The organism is Pseudomonas sp. DWP3-1-3b3 (assembly GCF_049896305.1).
GTDB lineage: Bacteria > Pseudomonadota > Gammaproteobacteria > Pseudomonadales > Pseudomonadaceae > Aquipseudomonas > Aquipseudomonas azotoformans_A.
Window position 1 is genome coordinate 33095 of the sequence record NZ_JAFCUA010000009.1, and the last position, 18907, is coordinate 52001.

An 18907-nucleotide genomic window follows, 5' to 3' on the forward strand; every position below is an offset into this window, starting at 1 on the left:
CGATGCAGACGACTCGGTCTGTCAATCGGACCGAGGTGATGCCATCGCAGGCAAGCCAGCTCCCACATTGGATCGGTGGCATCTTTAGTTCAGCGTAATACCTGGGGTCAGCGTGGCGGGCACCACCAGACTCGGGGTCTCAAGCGAGGCCACCGGGTATGCGCAATAATCCGCCGCGTAATAGGCACTGGCGCGATGGTTGCCCGACGCCCCTACTCCACCAAACGGCGCGGTACTGGCGGCGCCGGTCAGTTGTTTGTTCCAGTTGACGATGCCCGCGCGGCTTTCCAGCCAGAACTGCTGGTAGCGCGCTTCGGAGTCCGACAGCAAACCCGCGGCCAAGCCGTACTGGGTGTTGTTGGCCTCGGCAATCGCCGCTTCGAAATCAGCGTAGCGGATCACCTGCAACAGTGGGCCGAACAGCTCCTCGTCTTCGCGCTCGCTCACGCCAGTCACGTCGATGATGCCGGGGGTCAGCAAGGCGGCCTGGTCCTGGGGCTGGGTCATTTCCAGCAGCGCCACGGCGCCATTGGCGAGCATCAGTTCCTGGGCGTCCATCAAGGCTTTGGCCGCCGCGAGGGAGATCACCGAGCCCATGAACGGTGCCGGCTGCTGATCAAAAGCGCCCACCTCAATCGTCGCGCTGACCGCCACCAGGCGCGCCAGCAACGCATCACCCCACGCGCCTTCCGGCACCAACAGGCGACGGGCACAGGTGCAACGCTGGCCGGCCGAAATAAACGCCGACTGGATAATGGTGTAGACCGCCGCATCCACGTCGGCCACTTCGTCGACCACCAACGGGTTGTTGCCGCCCATTTCTAGCGCGAGGATCTTGTCCGGGCGTCCGGAGAATTGCTGGTGCAGATGATTGCCGGTGCGGCTGGAACCGGTGAAGAACAACCCGTCGATACCAGGGTTGGCCGCCAGCGCGATACCGGTTTCCCGCGCGCCTTGCAGCAGGTTCAACACACCCGCCGGCAACCCGGCTTCGATCCAGCATTGCACGGTCAACTCGGCAACCTTGGGGGTCAGTTCGCTCGGCTTGAACAGCACGGTGTTACCCGCCAGCAAGGCCGGGACGATATGCCCGTTCGGCAAGTGACCAGGGAAGTTGTACGGGCCAAACACCGCTACCACGCCGTGCGGCTTGTGGCGCAGCACGGCGGTGGCGTCGCCCAGCGGGCCGCTCTTCTCGCCGGTACGCTCGCGGTAGCTTTGCACCGAGATCGCAATCTTGTTGGCCATGCTGGTGACTTCAGTGGCCGATTCCCACAGCGGCTTGCCGGTTTCCTCACCGATGCAACGGGCGATTTCGTCGGCGCGGCTTTTCAGGGTGGCGGCGAAGGTTTCCAGAATAGCGATGCGCTCTTCCAGCGGGCGCGTGGCCCAGGCCGGAAACGCCTGGCGCGCGGCCTGCACGGCGGACTCAACCTGCTCGACGGTAGCGCCATTGCCGGCCCACAGCACCTGCTGGGTGACCGGGTTGCGCGATTCAAACAGTTCACCCTGGCCTGCCAGCCAGCTACCTGCGATATACAGCGAATTCATTATTTCGACTCCCGAGCAGCGGACAACGGAACAGCACGCACTTGATCACCCACCACCAGTTGCAGGCGCTTGGCGGTCTGCGGATCGACCACCAGCGTGCCTGCCGCCAGGCGAGCCGGTGCGGCCGTAATGCGGCACTCTTCGCGCTTACGGTTATGGATCAGGAACGGCGTGGCGTCGTCCCCCGGCGTGCCGATGGCCAGTACCAGCGACTGGCTATCGCGCACGGCGCGGATCTTGGTGGTTTCACATTCCACCGCAGGTCCCGCGTCGAAGATGTCGACATAGCCCTGGTAGCTGAAGCCTTCGCTCTTGAGCATGCTCAGCGCCGGCTCGGTGTCCGGGTGGACCTTGCCGATCACGTTGCGTGCGTCTTCGGACAGGAAGCAGCTGTACAGCGGAAACTTCGGCATCAGCTCTGCGATAAACGCCTTGTTGCCCACGCCGGTGAGGTAATCGGCCTGGCTGAATTCCATCTTGAAGAAGTGCCGGCCCAGGCTCTCCCAGAACGGCGAACGCCCGGCGTCGTTGGACACCCCGCGCATCTCGGCGATGATCTTGTTGCCAAACAGCTGCGGGAACTCCGCGATAAACAGCAGGCGCGCCTTGGCCAGCATGCGGCCGTTGAGGCCGGTGCGGTAATCGGCGTGCAGGAACAACGAGCACAGCTCGGAGTTGCCGGTGAGGTCGTTGGCCAGGAACAGCGTCGGGATTTCGCGGTAGATGTTCAGCTCCTGGGAGGCGCTGACTGTCAGGCCCACCCGGAAGTTGTACCAAGGCTCACGCAGGCCAACGGCGCCAGCAATGGCGGAAATCCCCACCACGCGGCCTTCGTCGTTTTCCAGCACGAACAGGTAGTCGGCATCGCCGCGCCCGGCGTCACCGCGAAAGGTTTTCTCGGCCCAGCCCACGCGGTGGGTCAGACGCTCTTCGTTGGCCGGCAAGGTGGTGAGGCCGGTGCCGGTGCTGCGCGCCAGATCAATCAGGGCCGGTAAATCGCTGCTGCGTACGGGACGAACGATCATGCTATCTCCTCGAACGGGCCGCTGTTGTCAGCCACCCGCGAAACTCTCTTTTTAAACCGCTACCAGGCGCACACTCGCGCCTTCGCCAACACCCAGGGCTTCGGCCGCTGCGAGGTCCAACGTCACCGGTTTACCCGGCGCGTAGTCCAGTTCCAGCATCACCGCACGGTAATCCTGCAACTGCGCGTTGCTCACCAGGTACTGGCGACCGACGCCCTTGACCATCTCACCGATCTTCACCGGCACCACGCGGCTCTGGGCGATCGAGCGAATGCCCGAGACCCGTGCGTGCAGCGTCGGGCCGCCGTCGAAGATGTCGATGTAATGGTCGGTCTCGAAGCCTTCGCGCATGAGGATGTCGAAGGTGATCTGCGCACGCGGGTGCACCTGGCCCATGGCTTCCTGGGCTTCGTCCGGCAGCAGCGGTACGTAGATCGGGTAGTGCGGCATCAGCTCGGCGAGGAAGGTACGGCTTTTCAGCCCACACAGGCGCTCGGCGGCGGCGTAGTTGAGGTCGAAGAAGTTGCGCCCGATAGCGTCCCAGAACGGCGAGTCACCGCTCTCGTCGCTGTAGCCGACGATCTCGGTCACCACCGAGTCGGCAAAGCGCTCGGGGTGGCTGGCGACAAACAGCAGGCGGCCACGGGAATTGAGTTCAGACCACGGCGAACCAACCAGCTCAGGCACCACGTAGAAACTGGTGAGCAGGCTGTTGCCAGTGAGGTCGTGGCACTGGGAAAGCACGTGGATCTTGTTGTGGATCTTCAGCTCGCGGGAGGCGTGCACGAAGGTCTCGTTACGGAAACTGTAGAAGGGTTCCGAGTAGCCGGCCGAGGCGACGATGGCCGAGCAACCGGCGAGCTTGCCGGTCTCGGTGTCTTCGAGCACGAAGAAATAACTCTCTTCGCCATTGAAACTGACCTCGGCCGCGAAGGACGCTTCGCTGGCGGCGATCTTGTCGCTGAGGCGTTCCACATCGTCCGGCAAGGAGGTGACACCAATCGGGCTGTCCGCAGCCAGACGCTGTACCTCGCCCAGATCAGCCATTTGCGCGGGGCGCATCACCAGCATGGTGTCACTCCTTAACTCGAAAAACAGGCAGGCCTGGAGCCTGCACAGAGGAAAAAATGCCGGGCGGGCCCGGCACACACACAATTCGGTTCACCACCCGGCGTGCCAGGTGGTGAAGGGTCATCAGCCTTGCGTCAGCACTTTCACAGCACGCTCAAAACGGTCCAGGCCTTCCTTGATATCCGCCTCTTCCACCACCAAACTCGGCGCGAAACGCACCACGTCCGGGCCGGCTTGCAGGATCATCAGGTTTTCTTTCTCGGCCGCGTTGAACACGTCCTTGGCCTTGCCTTTGTACGCATCGCTCAACACACAACCGAGCAACAGGCCCATGCCGCGCACTTCGGTGAAGATGCCGTACTGCTTGCCGATCTGCTCCAGGCGCGCCTTGAACAGGTCATGCTTGGCGTTCACACCCGCCAGCACTTCTGGGGTGTTGATCACGTCGATCACCGCTTCAGCCACCGCGCACGCCAGCGGGTTGCCGCCGTAGGTGGTGCCGTGAGTGCCGACCACCAGGTGCTTGGCCAGCGCTTCGGTGGTGAGCATGGCTGCAATCGGGAAACCGCCGCCCAGGCTCTTGGCGCTGGTGAGGATGTCCGGGGTCACGCCGTAATGCTGGTAAGCGAACAGGTGGCCGCTGCGGCCCATGCCGGTTTGCACTTCGTCGAACACCAGCAGCGCGTTGTTCGCGTCGCACAGCTCGCGGGCGCCTTGCAGGTAAGCCAGCTCGGCCGGCAGTACGCCACCTTCACCCTGGATCGGCTCCAGTACAACGGCGCAGGTCTTGTCCGACACGGCGGCTTTTAGCGCAGCCAGGTCGTTATAAGGCACATGGGTGATGCCGGTGATTTTCGGCCCGAAACCATCGGAGTACTTGGACTGGCCACCGACATTGACGGTAAACAGGGTACGGCCGTGGAAGCTGTTCAGCGCGGCGATGATCTCGTACTTCTCAGTGCCGAAACGGTCGAACGCAACACGACGGGCCAGCTTGAACGCGGCCTCGTTGGCTTCGGCGCCGGAGTTGCAGAAGAACACGCGCTCGGCAAAGGTAGCGTCGATCAGCTTGTGGGCCAGGCGCAGGGCCGGCTCATTGGTGAAGACGTTGGAGACGTGCCACAGCTTGTTGGCCTGTTCAGTCAGTGCACCGACCAGCGCCGGGTGGGCGTGGCCCAATACGTTGACCGCGATGCCGCCGGCAAAGTCGATCAGCTCGCGACCCGCCTGGTCCCACACGCGCGAACCTTCGCCACGCACAGGAATGAATGCGGCCGGTGCGTAGTTAGGCACCATGACCTGGTCGAAATCGGCACGTTGCACCGGGGCTTGCTCAACGGACATCGGAGTCTCCTGAAGAGGAACGCCTGCCTGGAACTGGCGGGCGATGCAGGGATTGTAAGGACAGTTTTCAGCGCGGCCTTGCCGCCAAGCGACAACTTCTTATAGCGCCAACCCGCGATTTTGGCGGGTTTACGCCAATGCGACAAATAGCATCGCAATGGCGCAGTTTAAACGGTGTGCCGCTTGAGAGGCAGGGGCACCGTGCGCTGATTATCTGCGCATGCCCTAATTATCCGCTGCCCGGGCAACCACTTGGCTTGATGTGATGGCGCCGACACCCCTCACGAAAGGTTTAGCCACATGCCCCCAAATACCGTACCTCCTCTCCTTCAAAGCCTTAAAGATGCGGCGAACAGAGTACCGACCGGCGCTTACACCCGCCTTCCGAGCTGGCTGGCGAACGTTTCGAGCGAAAAGCGCCAAGCCTTGAAAAACAGCCCACTTAAATTCGCCGATTGGTATGGCGCTGCCAATCGCTCGCAGCACGCCCCCCTCCAACGGGCAATACAGGCCAGTTGGGAGGCACAAAACCAGGTCGATAGCGCCCTCGCAACCTTACAATCCCCCCAGGCCTTTGCCGCACCGCTATTGCAACAGGCACTTAAGACGCAATTTGATGTTGAAGCCGATGTCAGCACCACCTATCTGCGCCTGTACACCCCGATCACCCTGCCCTTGCTCCCCATCCAGTCCGACGGCGTGAAGTCCTGGACCGTGTCGCTGGTAGAGGCGGCACTGCACAACTTCGACGCGAGTGAAAGCCAATCAACGGCTTACACCACAGAATCGACCTTTATTACCCAACCGTCCGCTACCGGGCAGTTCGACACACTGCCCGAGGTGCGCGACCAAATCAGCATCGCGCAATTCGTCGGGTTATGCCGCCAGCTGGATATCGGCGCGCAGTACCAGCGCTACCTGAAGCAGTTTTTCGGTTTCCAGGACGCTGCACTCAAGCTGCAGTTGCGCAACAAGGTCATCCAGAGCCTGAAAGCCGAAGCGCGGGCCGCCCTGAAAATGGCGCGACTGAAAAAGGATGTGTCGCCCGCAGTCGATCATGCATTGAATCTGCACCTGAATAACCTTGACGCCGAGCTTGCCGGCAAGACACTGCTCAGCCACCGCCTGAGCCTGATGAACGCACCGATGAGCGACATCGTGCTGTTCGCCGCCGACCTGGAGCTGGCGCGCAGTGCTGTCCCGGTGGTGGCCTACATTCCCGGCGACCCGCAGTCTCCCCTCAAGCATTACCGCCACAGCACAGCGTTCATGCAAGACCTGGCCAACAAGCTGCGCAACCCTGACTACCAGGCGTTTTTCAGCCGTTTCGTCAACCATGAACACCGTGGCTATTTCTTTGCCGATCTCAACAGCCGCTTATCACAAGTGGTCTGGCACGAGCACGTCGTCGGTGACCCGCGGCCCACCTGGCGCGACGAGCCGATCACCAGCCCCCATTTGCAGTTCGACGCAGAAAAAATCAGCGGCGACCTGTACGAGCACCTGTACGAAAGCAAACTCGACAAGCTGCTCAATGATGCGCGGGCGATCGCCATACCCACCGCCGACGCCGATAGCGAGGCACGCTGGCGGCGCTGGGACGTTGTGCAAAAAATCGGTAAAGCCATTCTCGAAATCGCCGCGTTCATCGCCACACCCTTCATTCCACCACTGGGGTTGCTGATGCTCGGCTATACCGCCTATCAACTGCTCGATGAGGTTATAGAAGGCATCGTCGATTGGGCCGAAGGCCTCAAACACCAAGCATTCGAACACCTGATGTCCATCCTTGAGCAAATGGTTCAACTGGGTATGTTTGCGATCGGTGCGCCGATTGCCGAGGGCCTGTTGCGACAGAAGCTGCCAAAGGAACTGTGGGGCTTTTTTGATTCACTCACGCAGGTCACCACCGACGGTAAAACCCGCCTGTGGAACCCTGAACCTGCCCCCTACGCCCATGACATTCAGCTGGCCGTCGGCTCTCGCCCTGACCAGCAGGGGCTGCATGCCCACGCAGGCAAACAGATCCTGGCGCTCAACGGGCAGCATTTTTCCGTCACGCAACAATCGGGCGACAGGGTCCTTGCACACCCCAACCGCGTGCACGCCCACCGTCCGCGCATAACCAGCAATGGCAAGGGGGCCTGGTTGATGCCACAAGATCGCCCGCTGACGTGGAACCGCACCACGCTGCTGCGCCGCCTCGGCCCTGCGGCCGAGGCCATCAGCGAGACGGGCCTTGAACTGGCCCATCGCATCAGCGGAACCAGCGATGGCGCACTGCGCAAAATGCATTTGGATCATCAACCACCGCCGCCACTGCTGGTCGACGCACTCAAGCGCGTCAGGATCGATGAGCAATTACAAGACTTCATCGACCAGATGAACAGTGACGACCCTCTGATCTATCACAAGGCCGATCCACAGACCCAACTGTGGTTGCTGAGCCAGACCGGCTTGTGGCCCGAAACCAAGACCCTGCGGTTTCTCAACGCAAAGGGGAAAACCGTCTGGGAGCATCAAGGCCAAGAAAACGCCGCCGTGGCGCAAATACACGAAGCCCAGATGAACAACGGCGACCTGTTGAAAACCCTGCTGGAAACCTTGAACGAGTCAGAGCGCAAAACCTTGCTGGAAGAAGACTTCGGCACACCCATCACCCAGATGCCTGTGCGCACTGCCAAACTACGCAAACGCCTGGCACGCCAAGCCCACGACAAACGCGCCAGCCTGTTTGACTCACGCTATCGAAAAGCGGAAATAACCGATGACGCACGCCAGCAAAAGATCATCGACACCACCTCTGGCCTGCCAACGAGCATGGCCGAAGAAATACTACGCGGCGCCACCGGCCAAGAACTGCTGGACGTCGACGCCGGCAAAATCCCCATATCGGTGATTGAGCGCGCACGCTGGGCCGCTCATGAAGTGCGAATCAGTCGAGCCTATGAAGGGCTATACATGGAGGCGCTGGCAAGCAACGACTCACACCGGCTCGCTCTGCACTCACTGGAAAACCTGCCGGGATGGTCGCCGCAGGTGCGCCTGGTCGTCACCGACTTCAGCCGTACCGGCACGGTGCGAGATGCTATCGGCAGCCCTCAGGCGCCCCTGCAACGCACCCTCGTGCGCACTGTCGAGGGCGATTACATTCCCGAGGACGGCAAAGGCACGCTGTTTGGAGAAACCGACTTCTACACTGCCGTCCTCCAGGCGCTGCCGGATGCGCAACGCAACGCACTGGGCATTCACATCGCCCAGGGGCCGCTGCTCAGGCAGACCTTGCGTCAACACACATTGACGCGTGAAGCGCTGGGCACTCTGTTGGCCGAACACCCCGTGCGCAAACCCATGTACGACCCGAACCTGATGCGCCTGCACGGCGGCATGGAAGGCTACGGTGCCACCGCAGCAGACAGCGGCAATCTGGAGGCTCAGCTGTTACATGAGCTGTACCCCTGGCTGCGCCCAGCACAAATAAACAGCGCGTTGGACTTCATGCGAAGCCAGCCCGGCTCGCCACTGCGAACGCTTCAAGACTTGAAGGCTGACTATTTAAGCTTTGAAAATGCCCTTTCGGCCTGGTACCGAAATACTCCGAGCACCTTCCTTGACACCGAAATACCGCTCCCTCCCCAGACAGTCGTCGATCAGCGACTCACCCGCTGGAGATGGCGCCAACAACTGCTCGGCGCCTGGCGTCATGAAACCCCACCGGACCCGACGTTTAGCGGAGGCCACCTATTGCACCTCGATGCAGCATACGGCGAACTTCCGACACTGGATAAGCGCTTCCAATTCATCTCCACCCTTAATCTGAAGGGATACCACACCACCCGGAACGCACCCGCCTTCCTGGCGAGCTTTCCCAATCTGCGCACATTGGATATCCGCGATATTGCCTTCATCACCATTCCCCCCGAGGTTATAGGGATGCCCCATCTCAACAGCCTGACGCTGCGCAATTGCAACCTCCATCTATCCATTCCAAACCGTACAAACCTTGCCACGTTGACCGGGCTTCGACATCTGGACCTCTCTAACAACAACCAACTATCACTCCCCCCCGACCTTAGGCCCTTGAACCACTTGCAGACGCTGAACCTGAGCCAAACCAACATTGCTCAGTTCCCCGAAGGCCTACTCAACCGCCCTCAGTTGACGAGTACCGACCTCAGCAACAACTACATAAGGAGGTTGCCCGCCACTCTCTTCGACGTGCCCCGGGAAATCGCCAGAACCCTTAACTTATCGGGCAACCCACTCTCACGCGCAACGCTTGAGAGCATCAAAAGCTATTGCCAGAGAACCGGCGAACACTTTGGCGCAGACGCCCATCCTGCCGAGCGTAGGCTGGTCCATGAGCTCTACCCCACCTATACCACCAATGAAGCCAACAACTTTATTTTCAGGCTACCCGGTGGGCTGGACGACTCAATGGCAATACTGGCAAGCCTGAAGGCAGACTACGAGCGACTGCAATCGGACCTGGGAGAATGGGCGGCCGACGTACCCAGACAGCACGATGGCGCGCCTCTGGACGAAGACATGCAGGCGCGACAACAAATCCTGCGAGACCGCTTCAAGGCAGCGCTGGAGGAAGGTTGGCGACGGGAAACCAGCCTCGATTCAGAGCAAGGTCCCTCTGCAAACTCCCACGACATGACGTTAACCGTGCCGTTACTCGGCGACCTGCCGGTACTTAGGGTTGATTTCGAGCATGTTTCAAGGCTGGAACTACGGGGCGAAAACACCACATCGATCCCGGCGGGATTTCTCCAGCGTTTCCCCAATCTGGAAAGTTTGTTTATCCATAGGTATGCACTGCAAGACATACCTGCCGACGTATTCAACCTGGCGAAGCTCAAGCGACTCACCCTGACTCAAAGCAATGTCCGTTTGACGCAAAAGAGCGCCGCAGACTTGAGCGACCTGCACACGCTTCACTACCTGGATTTGAGTGAAAACACCGGCCTGGGAATTTCCCCCGACGTCAGCAAACTATCCGACCTGGAGACTCTGATGATCGAAAATGCCGGCCTCACTGAGCCGCCCCACGGAGTACTCAACTTGCCACGGCTTGAGATACTGGACTTGAGCAACAACCAAATAACCGAGCTTCCTGACGATCTCTTTGAGCTGGACGCTGACAGGGCTGATGGTTTTAATCTCAGCGGCAACCCCTTCTCTGCCGAGACGATCGCCAAGCTGCGCCATTATTACCGTCGTACAGCAGTGGACTTTGACGTGCCTGAAGCACGACAGCCCGCGGCGACGCTCAGCGACACTCAATCCGAAGAAGAGGGAGAGGGAGAGGAATAAAAACTCAGCCGCGCTCGGAAGGCACCGAAGACAACTCGAACGGGCTGCTGCTACGCCGCTGGTTGCGGTCTTCACGGGGCGTGGCGCCAAAGAAATTACGGTAGGCGCTGGAGAAGTGCGGCCCCGAGGAGAAGCCGCACGACAGGCCGATCTGGATGATCGACTTGCTGGTTTGCATGAGCATCTGGCGCGCCTTGTTCAGGCGCAGTTCCAGGTAGTACTGGCTGGGAACGCGGTTGAGGTATTGCTTGAAGATCCGTTCCAGTTGTCGTCGCGACACACAGACGTGCTGGGCGATTTCGTCGGTGGTCAGCGGTTCTTCGATATTGGCTTCCATCAACAACACGGCCTGGGTCAGCTTGGGGTGGCTGGAACCCAGGCGGTTTTGCAACGGGATACGCTGGCGCTCGCCGCCTTCACGGATGCGCTCCACCACCAGTTCCTCAGAGACTGCACCGGCCAGCTCAGCGCCGTGGTCACGGGCCAGCACCGCCAGCAGCAAGTCGAGTACCGACATGCCACCGCAAGCGGTCAGGCGATCGCGGTCCCAGTCGAACAGATGGCTGGTGGCGATGACCTTGGGGAAACGCTCGGCGAAATCGTCCTGCCAGCGCCAGTGCACGGCGGCGCGGTAGCCGTCGAGCAGGCCGAGCTGGGCCAGCGGGTAGACACCGGCCGACAAACCGCCGATTACACAACCGGCCCGGACAAGCTGCTTGAGCGCAGTGCTCAGTTGCGAGGCGATGACAGTGGGTGGTTCATCTGCCAGCAGGAACAGCTTCTGGAAACCTTCAAGCTTGCCGGCCCATGGCTCTCCCGGCAGTTGCCAGGCGCCTTCGGTCGCAGGTTCGGCTTGCAGGAACGACAGCTCGTAGACCACGTCCGGATGCACCCGCTGGGCAACGCGCAAGGCCTCCTCAGCCAGCGCAAGCGTGAGTGCTTTTGTGCTGGGCCAAATCAGGAAACCAATGCGATGGGCGGTCATGGAGGGCTATCCGAAGCGAGTAACAGTGTTAAGGCCAAAAGTGGCAACCACCAACATAGTGCATGTTGCGCAAAGCGCGAAGCATGCCCTATATCAGTGCACAACGGCAGTCTTGATTATTTCAAGCTACCGGAAAGGAACTGCTGCAAACGCTCGGACTGCGGGTTCACCAGCACTTCACGCGGGTTGCCGCGCTCTTCGACGATGCCTTTGTGCAAAAACACCAGCTGGTTCGACACTTCACGGGCAAAGCCCATTTCGTGGGTCACTACCACCATAGTGCGGCCTTCCTGGGCCAGGTCCTGCATCACCTTGAGCACTTCGCCAACCAGTTCCGGGTCGAGGGCCGAGGTGGGTTCGTCGAACAGCATCACCTCAGGCTCCATCGCCAGGGCGCGAGCGATGGCTACGCGCTGCTGCTCGCCGCCGGACATATGACCGGGGAACGCATCTTTGCGATGACCCACGCCGACTTTGGCCAAGTAATGCTCGGCCTTTTCACGGGCTTCTTTCTTCGACATGCCCAGCACGTGCACCGGGGCTTCCATCACGTTTTCAAGCGCGGTCATGTGCGACCACAGGTTGAAGTGCTGGAACACCATCGACAGGCGCGACCGCATGCGCTGCAGCTGTTTAGGATCGGCGGCCTTCATGGCGCCGTCCTTGTTGGCGACCAGCTTCAGCTCTTCGTTATTGAGCAGAATCTTGCCGGCGTGGGGTTGCTCCAGCAGGTTGATGCAGCGCAAAAAGGTACTTTTGCCCGAACCACTGGAACCAATGATGCTGATCACATCACCGGCTGCGGCGGCCAGGGACACACCTTTGAGCACTTCATGACTGCCATAGCGTTTATGCAGGTCTTGGACTTCAAGTTTGTACATGCGGTCGGTTCTCACAAAAACAGTGGGTCAGTCATTCAGCAAATTGCCATGGCGCAGGGCTTCGCGTCCCGCCACCTTGGCCAGCCAAAAACCTGCTTGGGCATAACGCAGCCGTTCAACGGCAAACAACACCCCGGCCGTGCCGGCGCAGACAATGCTGACCTGATCGGACAAGGGATCAATCACTTCAAAAATCGGCTCGCCGGCTTCCACCCAACTGCCCGGCGCGCGCAGGAAGCTGATCACGCCAGCATGGGGAGCGAACAACATTTCGGTGCCTTCAAAGGGCATACCCTCGCACGGCTCGTGCTGCGGCGCCGGCCAGTCACCCTTGATCATGCCTTGCTCGGCCAGAAACGCCAGGATGCCCTCGGCATGGAAGATCGCCTCATCACGCCCGGTGTCTGACTGACCGCCCAACTCCAGCGTAGTCGCCAGGCACGCCAAGGGGATCTGCGCCTCGGGAAACAACCCGGACAGGCGCAACCAAGGTGTTGAACAGGCCTCATCGAACGAGCTGCCGCCGGAGTCTTCCGCCAGTAGGCCGACTTTCACATTCAAATGCGCCGCCAGCGAACGCCACTGCGGCCAATGCTGGGGCAGCGCGTACATGTGCAGCGCGGCTTCGCAGTCGCAATGCAGGTCGAGGACTATGTCTGCGGTGCAGGCATGGCTCAGCAGAACCCGCTGCATGCCTTGCAATTGACTGCCTGGCGCGGGCAAAGCGGCGAGCACATCGGTCATGGCCTGGCGAATCATACGCACATTGGCGTGGGGATCATCGCCCAGCTTGCCGTTGAGCAACTCGGCAACCGGCTCGCTCAACTCCACGAAGTCGCGATTGAAATTCTTGCCGCTGCCCACCTCGAAACGTCCCTGGTGACTGCCTTGCAGCAGTTGGCCCAGGCCCATCGGGTTGGCGACCGGCACCAACTCGATCACGCCGTTGAGCGCGCCTTGCTGTTCCAGTTCGGTGAGGCGCTTTTTCAGCTCCCACGCGGCGCGCATACCGGGCAATTCATCAGCGTGCAGGCTGGCCTGGATATAGGCCTTACGCTCGCCCTGGCCGAAACGGAATACGCTCAGTTGGCGCTCGCAACCCAAATGCCCCCAGGGCAACCGATGATCGATACGTTCCATATCAGTGCTTCCGTGGAGCCAGGTAGCTCAGCCAGCGGCGCTCGGCCAACTTGAACAGGCGCACCAGGATGAAGGTCAGGCACAGGTAGAACGCGCCAGCGGTGATATAGGCTTCGAACGGCAAGTAGAATTGGGCGTTCACCGTGCGCGCGGCACCGGTGATGTCGATCAGGGTGACGATGGAGGCCAGGCTGGTGGTCTGCAGCATCATGATCACTTCGTTGCTGTACTGCGGCAGTGCGCGGCGCAGGGCCGAGGGCAGCAGGATGCGGCGGTACAGCTTGTAGCGCGACATGCCCATGGCCTTGGCCGCTTCGATCTCGCCATTAGGCGTGGCCTTGAGGCTACCGGCAATGATTTCGGCGGTGTAGGCGCTGGTGTTGATCGCAAACGCCAGGCACGCACAGAACGTCGCGCTGGACAGCAGCGGCCACAGGAAGCTTTCGCGCACGGCGTCGAACTGGGCCAGGCCGTAGTAGATCAAAAACAGTTGCACCAACATCGGCGTGCCACGGATCACGTAGGTGTAAAGCCAGGCCGCGCCATTGACGATCGGCTGCTTGGACACGCGCATCAAGCCCAGGGGCAAGGCGGCAAGCAGGCCGAAGAACAGCGAGATGGCGAGCAGTTTCAGGGTGGTCAGCAGGCCGCCAAGGTACAGCGGCATGGCCTCCCAGATGACGTTGTAGTCGAAGATCATAGATCAGCCGCCCTTACGCCTACCGAGTAGCGCTTCTCAAGATGACGCAAGGCCAGCAACGACACGCTGGTAATCACCAGGTACATTGCCGCCACCGCGAGGAAGAAGGTAAAAGGCTCGCGGGTGGCATCTGCCGCCTGCTTGGCCTTGAACATCATGTCTTGCAGGCCCACCACCGAAATCAGCGCAGTGGCCTTGGTGAGGACCAGCCAGTTGTTGGTGAAACCGGGGATCGCCAGACGGATCATCTGCGGCACCATCACCCGGAAAAACACCTGGAAACTGCTCATGCCATACGCAAGGCCGGCTTCGGCCTGGCCCTTGGGAATGGCCATGAAGGCGCCGCGGAAGGTTTCCGACAGGTAGGCGCCAAAGATGAAACCCAGGGTGCCGATACCGGCGGCCAAGGGGTTCAAGTCGATATAGTCGTCGTAGCCCAACATCGGCGCGACGCGGTTGAGCAGGTCCTGACCGCCGTAGAAAATCAGCAGGATCAGCACCAGGTCGGGGATCCCGCGGATCACCGTGGAGTACAAGTCACCCAGCCAGGCCAACCAGCGCACCGGCGACAGGCGCAACGCGACCCCGATCAGACCCAGAACGATGGCCAAGGCCATGGACGACAAGGCGAGCTGAAGCGTCAACCATGCGCCATCGAGGATGACGGCCCCGTAGCCTTTCAACATGATTCAGGTCCTCGAAAAGGGGGATGAAAAAATGGCGCAAACCTCAGGAATTCTGTTGCTTGCGCCATTTCGGACAGACCGCTAAGACGATTTACTTGGCTTCAGGGCCGTAAATGTCGAAGTTGAAATACTTGTCTTGGATAGTTTTGTACTTGCCACTGGCGCGGATCGCCGCGATAGCCGCGTTGATGCGGTCCAGGTTTTCCTTGTCGCCCTTGCGAACCGCGATGCCTACGCCGTCGCCGAAGTATTTGACGTCGGTGAAGGATGGGCCGGTGAACGCGTAGCCTTTGCCGGCCGGGGTGTCGAGGAAACCTTCCTGCAGAAGGGTGGCGTCAGCCACGGTGCCGTCGAGGCGACCGGCTTCCACGTCCAGGTAGATTTCGTTCTGCGAGCTGTAAGGCACAACCGTGGCGCCTTTAGGGGCCAGGACTTCCTTGGCGAAACGATCGTGGATCGAACCGCGCTGTACACCGATTTTCTTGCCTTTGAGTTCGTCCAGGCTGTCGCTGACCGCAGTGCCTTCCTTCAATACCAGGCGTGCTGGGGTCAGGTAGTAGCGATTGGTGAAGTCCACGGATTTCTTGCGGTCTTCCGTGATGGACATGGACGACAGGATCGCGTCGATCTTGCGCACTTTCAGCGCTGGGATCAGGCCGTCGAACTCTTGCTCGACCCAAGTGCACTTGACCTTCATCTCTTCGCACAGGGCGTTGCCGATGTCGTAGTCAAAACCAACGATGCTGCCATCGGGGGCTTTGGAGGCAAACGGAGGGTAAGCCGCTTCGATACCAATTTTCAGGGGCTTGCCTTCAGCGAAAGCCTGCATGGACAGCACGGACAGCGCCAGGGCGCCCAACAGCACGAGTTTCTTCATCTTGGGACTCCATCGGTATAGGGCAAAACAGCAGTATGAGCCATGGCCCACGATGCGACTTAAGGGAAACCGAATTGCGGTGCTGCGTCCTACACCAGTTACACACTGGAGACGACGAGCGAGTGATCGGCATTCTAACGACAGGCCGGAAGCCGATATTTCCTCAATGCGACAACAATTTACAGAAGCACCGAGAAAGCGGTTCCAGCTCATTGACAGCCTCTGTTTTTTATGCAGAGACAAAAGACATTAAACCTGTAGACGCTGCAAATTGCGGGCCTATTATTCGCAAACCCTTCTAGCACGGCAAGTCTGGCGTTTAATCTTATTTAGCGGCGTGTCTAAAACGCGGTTTTTCGGGGCATGGGCGTAGCACTTTGCCTCATGTTTGGGCGACGGGTTACACATTTGCGTTCGACGGTAACATTCAGAAACCTCCTACGAGAGAAACCGATATTTATTGGCCTCCGATCAGATATCACTCACCACAACAACCTGCCCTGAACACAAAAAAGCCCCACCCGGCCTACGCCAAATGGGGCTTTATCTGACTATTGCGCCTTACGCGACGTTCATGGTCTTGTGCGTCTCAATCAAATGCGCGACCACACCTGGGTCCGCCAGGGTGGAGATATCCCCCAGCCCGTCGTACTCGGCCGTGGCAATCTTGCGCAGGATACGGCGCATGATTTTCCCCGACCGCGTCTTCGGCAAGCCCGGTGCCCACTGGATCACGTCCGGCGAAGCAATCGGCCCGATTTCCTTGCGCACCCAGTTTTTCAGCTCCAGGCGCAGGGCTTCGTTAGGCTCTTCGCCGTTCTTGAGCGTGACATACACATAGATGCCTTGGCCCTTGATGTCGTGGGGCACACCGACGACGGCAGCCTCGGCGACTTTCGGGTGGGCAACCATGGCGCTTTCGATTTCGGCGGTGCCCATGCGGTGGCCGGACACGTTCAACACGTCGTCCACGCGGCCGGTGATCCAGTAGTAACCGTCTTCGTCACGACGCGCACCGTCACCGGTGAAGTACATGCCACGGAAGGTCTTGAAGTAGGTGTCGACGAAGCGATCATGGTCGCCGTACAACGTACGTGCCTGGCCTGGCCACGAATCGAGGATCACCAGGTTGCCTTCGGCAGCGCCTTCGATCAGGTTGCCCAGGTTATCCACCAGCGCCGGCACCACGCCGAAGAATGGCCGTGCCGCCGAACCCGGCTTGAGCGCATGGGCGCCCGGCAGCGGGCTCATCATGTTGCCGCCGGTTTCGGTCTGCCACCAGGTGTCGACAATCGGGCAACGGGATTGGCCGACGTTCTTGTAGTACCAGTCCCACGCCTCAGGGTTGATCGGCTCGCCCACCGAACCGAGCAGGCGCAGGCTGCTGCCGTCTGCGCCTTCGCACGCCGCAGTGCCGGACGCCATCATGGCGCGGATGGCAGTCGGTGCTGTGTAGAGGATATTGACCTTGTGCTTGTCGACGATCTTCGCCACCCGCGTGATATCCGGGTAGTTCGGCACGCCTTCGAACAGCAGCGTGGTCGCGCCATTGGCCAGCGGGCCGTAGACAATATACGTGTGGCCGGTGACCCAACCGACGTCGGCGGTGCACCAGTAGATTTCGCCTGGGCGGTAGTCGAACACGCGCTCATGGGTCAGGGACGCATACAGCAGGTAGCCGCCGGTGGTGTGCTGCACGCCCTTGGGCTTGCCGGTGGAACCCGAGGTGTAGAGGATGAACAGCGCTTCTTCGGCGCCCATCTCTTTTGGCGCACACACAGTGCCCGCGACTTTCATCAGGTCTTCGTACCAGATGTCGCGATGCTGGTTCCACTTGATGTTGCCATTGGTGCGCTTGCAGACGATGACCTTCTGGATGCTGCTGGTTTCCGGGTTGGTCAGGGCGTCGTCGACGTTGGCCTTCAGCGGAATCTTCTTACCGGCGCGGATGCCTTCATCGGCGGTGATCACCACCTTAGACTTACAGTCGATGATGCGACCGGCCAGGGCTTCCGGCGAGAAACCGCCAAACACCACGGAATGGATCGCACCGATGCGGGTACACGCCAGCATGGCGACCACGGCTTCGGGGATCATCGGCATATAGATAGTCACCACGTCACCGCGATGCACATCCTGGCCGCGCAAGGCGTTGGCGAACTTGCAGACTTCTTCATGCAGTTCGCGGTAGGTGATGGTACGGCTCTCGGCAGGGTCGTCGCCTTCCCAGATGATGGCGGCCTGGTCACCGCGCTCGGCGAGGTGACGGTCCAGGCAGTTGTAGGAAACGTTCAGGGTGCCATCGGCGAACCACTTGATGTCGACATGGTGATCGTCGAACGAGGTCTGCTTCACCGTGGTGAAAGGCTTGATCCAGTCAAGGCGCTTGGCTTGCTCGCGCCAGAAGCCATCGGGGTTGACCACCGACTGCTGGTACATGGCCTTGTAGGTCGCCTCGTCGGTCAGCGTGTTGGCTGCTACTTCGGGGCGAACGGGGTACAGGGAAGCCGCACTCATCTTTCTTACCTCGGTGACATAGTTGTTTTTGTATGGCCCTGTTGTAGCCGGGGCCGACCTATAGAACCATTCGACGATGGTAGTAACAAGCCCCTACAAATTGCCCTGATATCCCCTTGTGCACCTCTAGCCCGCAGGCTGCGGCGCTTCGCGGCTTTGTGAAAAAAGCTTTACCACGGGATTGTTACAAAAACCGCCAATAGTGTTTATCAAAAGGACGGGTATATGAATATAACCTGGAGGCCTAAAATCAACTCCGCCAACAAGGCACTGTGATTAACAACGCAACAGCCCCCACGAAGGCAACGTTAATCCGAACTTCCCAACTTTTAAGTTACACACGCGGCCTCACAAGGGCCCCGTGACCCCACTCGCCCTGAATAAGGTAAATAGAGAAATGAAAGCTTTAGTAGTTATGGCCCTCAGCAGCTTGTGCGCCACCGCCGCCCTGGCCGACGAAGCCCCGACTGACGTAGCTAGCCGCAACACCCCGATCGTCGAGGACTACACTTACAGCACCCACTTGGATGTGGCCAAAGTATTGTCCATGAGCACTATCCCGGAAGTCTGCGAAGTTGTACCGGTGAAGATGGAATATGAAGACTCACAAGGTCAGCGTCATATTCTTAATTACCACGTGATGGGCAATGGTTGCTCTAACGGGTAATAACCTGATGCGTTCGATCTGAACCTGATCTTATTCGCCGCAAGAAATCGTTCTTGCGGCTAAGAACCCGCCTCCTCTTCACCTCGCTGTGCCCCCTCGAAAAAAATCCCGCCGCTCGTCCCTCCGGCCAACCCCAGCAAA

General features: G+C 60.0%; 13 protein-coding genes. 2 read left to right on the forward strand and 11 right to left on the reverse strand.

The window, feature by feature from the left end; all coding sequences use genetic code 11:
• Positions 1-84: 84 nt before the first annotated feature.
• The 4 genes from astD to ACP7BX_RS24155 form a co-directional block, all read right to left on the reverse strand.
• On the reverse strand, positions 85-1554 hold the full coding sequence (gene astD / locus ACP7BX_RS24140; RefSeq protein WP_426131637.1) for a succinylglutamate-semialdehyde dehydrogenase: 1470 nt from the start codon (positions 1552-1554) through the stop codon (positions 85-87).
• A complete protein-coding gene (gene astA / locus ACP7BX_RS24145) occupies positions 1551-2576 on the reverse strand; it encodes an arginine N-succinyltransferase (RefSeq protein WP_426131609.1) in 1026 nt (341 codons plus the stop codon). The genes astD and astA overlap by 4 nt, the downstream gene beginning before the upstream one ends.
• Before the next feature lie 51 nt (positions 2577-2627).
• On the reverse strand, positions 2628-3647 hold the full coding sequence (gene aruF, locus ACP7BX_RS24150; RefSeq protein ID WP_426131607.1) for an arginine/ornithine succinyltransferase subunit alpha: 1020 nt from the start codon (positions 3645-3647) through the stop codon (positions 2628-2630).
• 123 nt (positions 3648-3770) lie between these two features.
• A complete protein-coding gene (locus ACP7BX_RS24155; RefSeq protein ID WP_426131605.1) occupies positions 3771-4991 on the reverse strand; it encodes an aspartate aminotransferase family protein in 1221 nt (406 codons plus the stop codon).
• A 300-nt stretch (positions 4992-5291) separates the two neighbouring features.
• Between ACP7BX_RS24155 and ACP7BX_RS24160 the strand changes: the two genes are divergently transcribed.
• Positions 5292-10313, forward strand: a complete 5022-nt coding sequence (locus tag ACP7BX_RS24160; RefSeq protein ID WP_426131603.1) for a dermonecrotic toxin domain-containing protein — start codon at positions 5292-5294, stop codon at positions 10311-10313.
• A gap of 4 nt (positions 10314-10317) precedes the next feature.
• Here the strand turns inward: ACP7BX_RS24160 and argR are convergent, their stop codons facing one another.
• From argR to acs, 7 genes are all read right to left on the reverse strand, one after another.
• Complete coding sequence (argR, locus tag ACP7BX_RS24165) at positions 10318-11298, reverse strand: transcriptional regulator ArgR (protein WP_033901304.1); 981 nt, start codon at positions 11296-11298, stop codon at positions 10318-10320.
• Positions 11299-11414: 116 nt separating this feature from the next.
• Complete coding sequence (locus ACP7BX_RS24170; protein WP_005790637.1) at positions 11415-12179, reverse strand: ABC transporter ATP-binding protein; 765 nt, start codon at positions 12177-12179, stop codon at positions 11415-11417.
• A gap of 27 nt (positions 12180-12206) precedes the next feature.
• On the reverse strand, positions 12207-13319 hold the full coding sequence (locus tag ACP7BX_RS24175) for a M14 family metallopeptidase (RefSeq protein WP_426131600.1): 1113 nt from the start codon (positions 13317-13319) through the stop codon (positions 12207-12209).
• Between the two features lies 1 nt (position 13320).
• Positions 13321-14019 (reverse strand): ABC transporter permease, encoded by a 699-nt coding sequence (locus ACP7BX_RS24180; protein WP_016979807.1) that lies wholly within the window; start codon positions 14017-14019, stop codon positions 13321-13323.
• Entirely contained in the window at positions 14016-14705 is a 690-nt protein-coding gene (locus ACP7BX_RS24185) for an ABC transporter permease (RefSeq protein WP_010208305.1), read from the reverse strand. The genes ACP7BX_RS24180 and ACP7BX_RS24185 overlap by 4 nt, the downstream gene beginning before the upstream one ends.
• A 91-nt stretch (positions 14706-14796) precedes the next feature.
• Complete coding sequence (locus ACP7BX_RS24190) at positions 14797-15582, reverse strand: ABC transporter substrate-binding protein (RefSeq protein ID WP_038848991.1); 786 nt, start codon at positions 15580-15582, stop codon at positions 14797-14799.
• Between the two features lie 561 nt (positions 15583-16143).
• Positions 16144-18099, reverse strand: a complete 1956-nt coding sequence (acs, locus tag ACP7BX_RS24195; protein ID WP_033902234.1) for an acetate--CoA ligase — start codon at positions 18097-18099, stop codon at positions 16144-16146.
• 397 nt (positions 18100-18496) lie between these two features.
• Between acs and ACP7BX_RS24200 the strand changes: the two genes are divergently transcribed.
• On the forward strand, positions 18497-18766 hold the full coding sequence (locus tag ACP7BX_RS24200; RefSeq protein ID WP_033902233.1) for a DUF2790 domain-containing protein: 270 nt from the start codon (positions 18497-18499) through the stop codon (positions 18764-18766).
• Positions 18767-18907: the final 141 nt, after the last annotated feature.

Excerpts from the sequence above, each read along its gene's own strand:
- ACP7BX_RS24180 (WP_016979807.1), bottom strand. The coding sequence starts at position 14,019 with ATGATCTTCGACTACAACGTCATCTGGGAGGCCATGCCGCTGTACCTT.
- astA (WP_426131609.1), bottom strand. The coding sequence starts at position 2,576 with ATGATCGTTCGTCCCGTACGCAGCAGCGATTTACCGGCCCTGATTGAT.
- ACP7BX_RS24190 (WP_038848991.1), bottom strand. The coding sequence starts at position 15,582 with ATGAAGAAACTCGTGCTGTTGGGCGCCCTGGCGCTGTCCGTGCTGTCC.
- ACP7BX_RS24160 (WP_426131603.1), top strand. The coding sequence starts at position 5,292 with ATGCCCCCAAATACCGTACCTCCTCTCCTTCAAAGCCTTAAAGATGCG.
- ACP7BX_RS24170 (WP_005790637.1), bottom strand. The coding sequence starts at position 12,179 with ATGTACAAACTTGAAGTCCAAGACCTGCATAAACGCTATGGCAGTCAT.
- acs (WP_033902234.1), bottom strand. The coding sequence starts at position 18,099 with ATGAGTGCGGCTTCCCTGTACCCCGTTCGCCCCGAAGTAGCAGCCAAC.
- ACP7BX_RS24155 (WP_426131605.1), bottom strand. The coding sequence starts at position 4,991 with ATGTCCGTTGAGCAAGCCCCGGTGCAACGTGCCGATTTCGACCAGGTC.
- ACP7BX_RS24175 (WP_426131600.1), bottom strand. The coding sequence starts at position 13,319 with ATGGAACGTATCGATCATCGGTTGCCCTGGGGGCATTTGGGTTGCGAG.
- aruF (WP_426131607.1), bottom strand. The coding sequence starts at position 3,647 with ATGCTGGTGATGCGCCCCGCGCAAATGGCTGATCTGGGCGAGGTACAG.
- ACP7BX_RS24200 (WP_033902233.1), top strand. The coding sequence starts at position 18,497 with ATGAAAGCTTTAGTAGTTATGGCCCTCAGCAGCTTGTGCGCCACCGCC.
- argR (WP_033901304.1), bottom strand. The coding sequence starts at position 11,298 with ATGACCGCCCATCGCATTGGTTTCCTGATTTGGCCCAGCACAAAAGCA.
- ACP7BX_RS24185 (WP_010208305.1), bottom strand. The coding sequence starts at position 14,705 with ATGTTGAAAGGCTACGGGGCCGTCATCCTCGATGGCGCATGGTTGACG.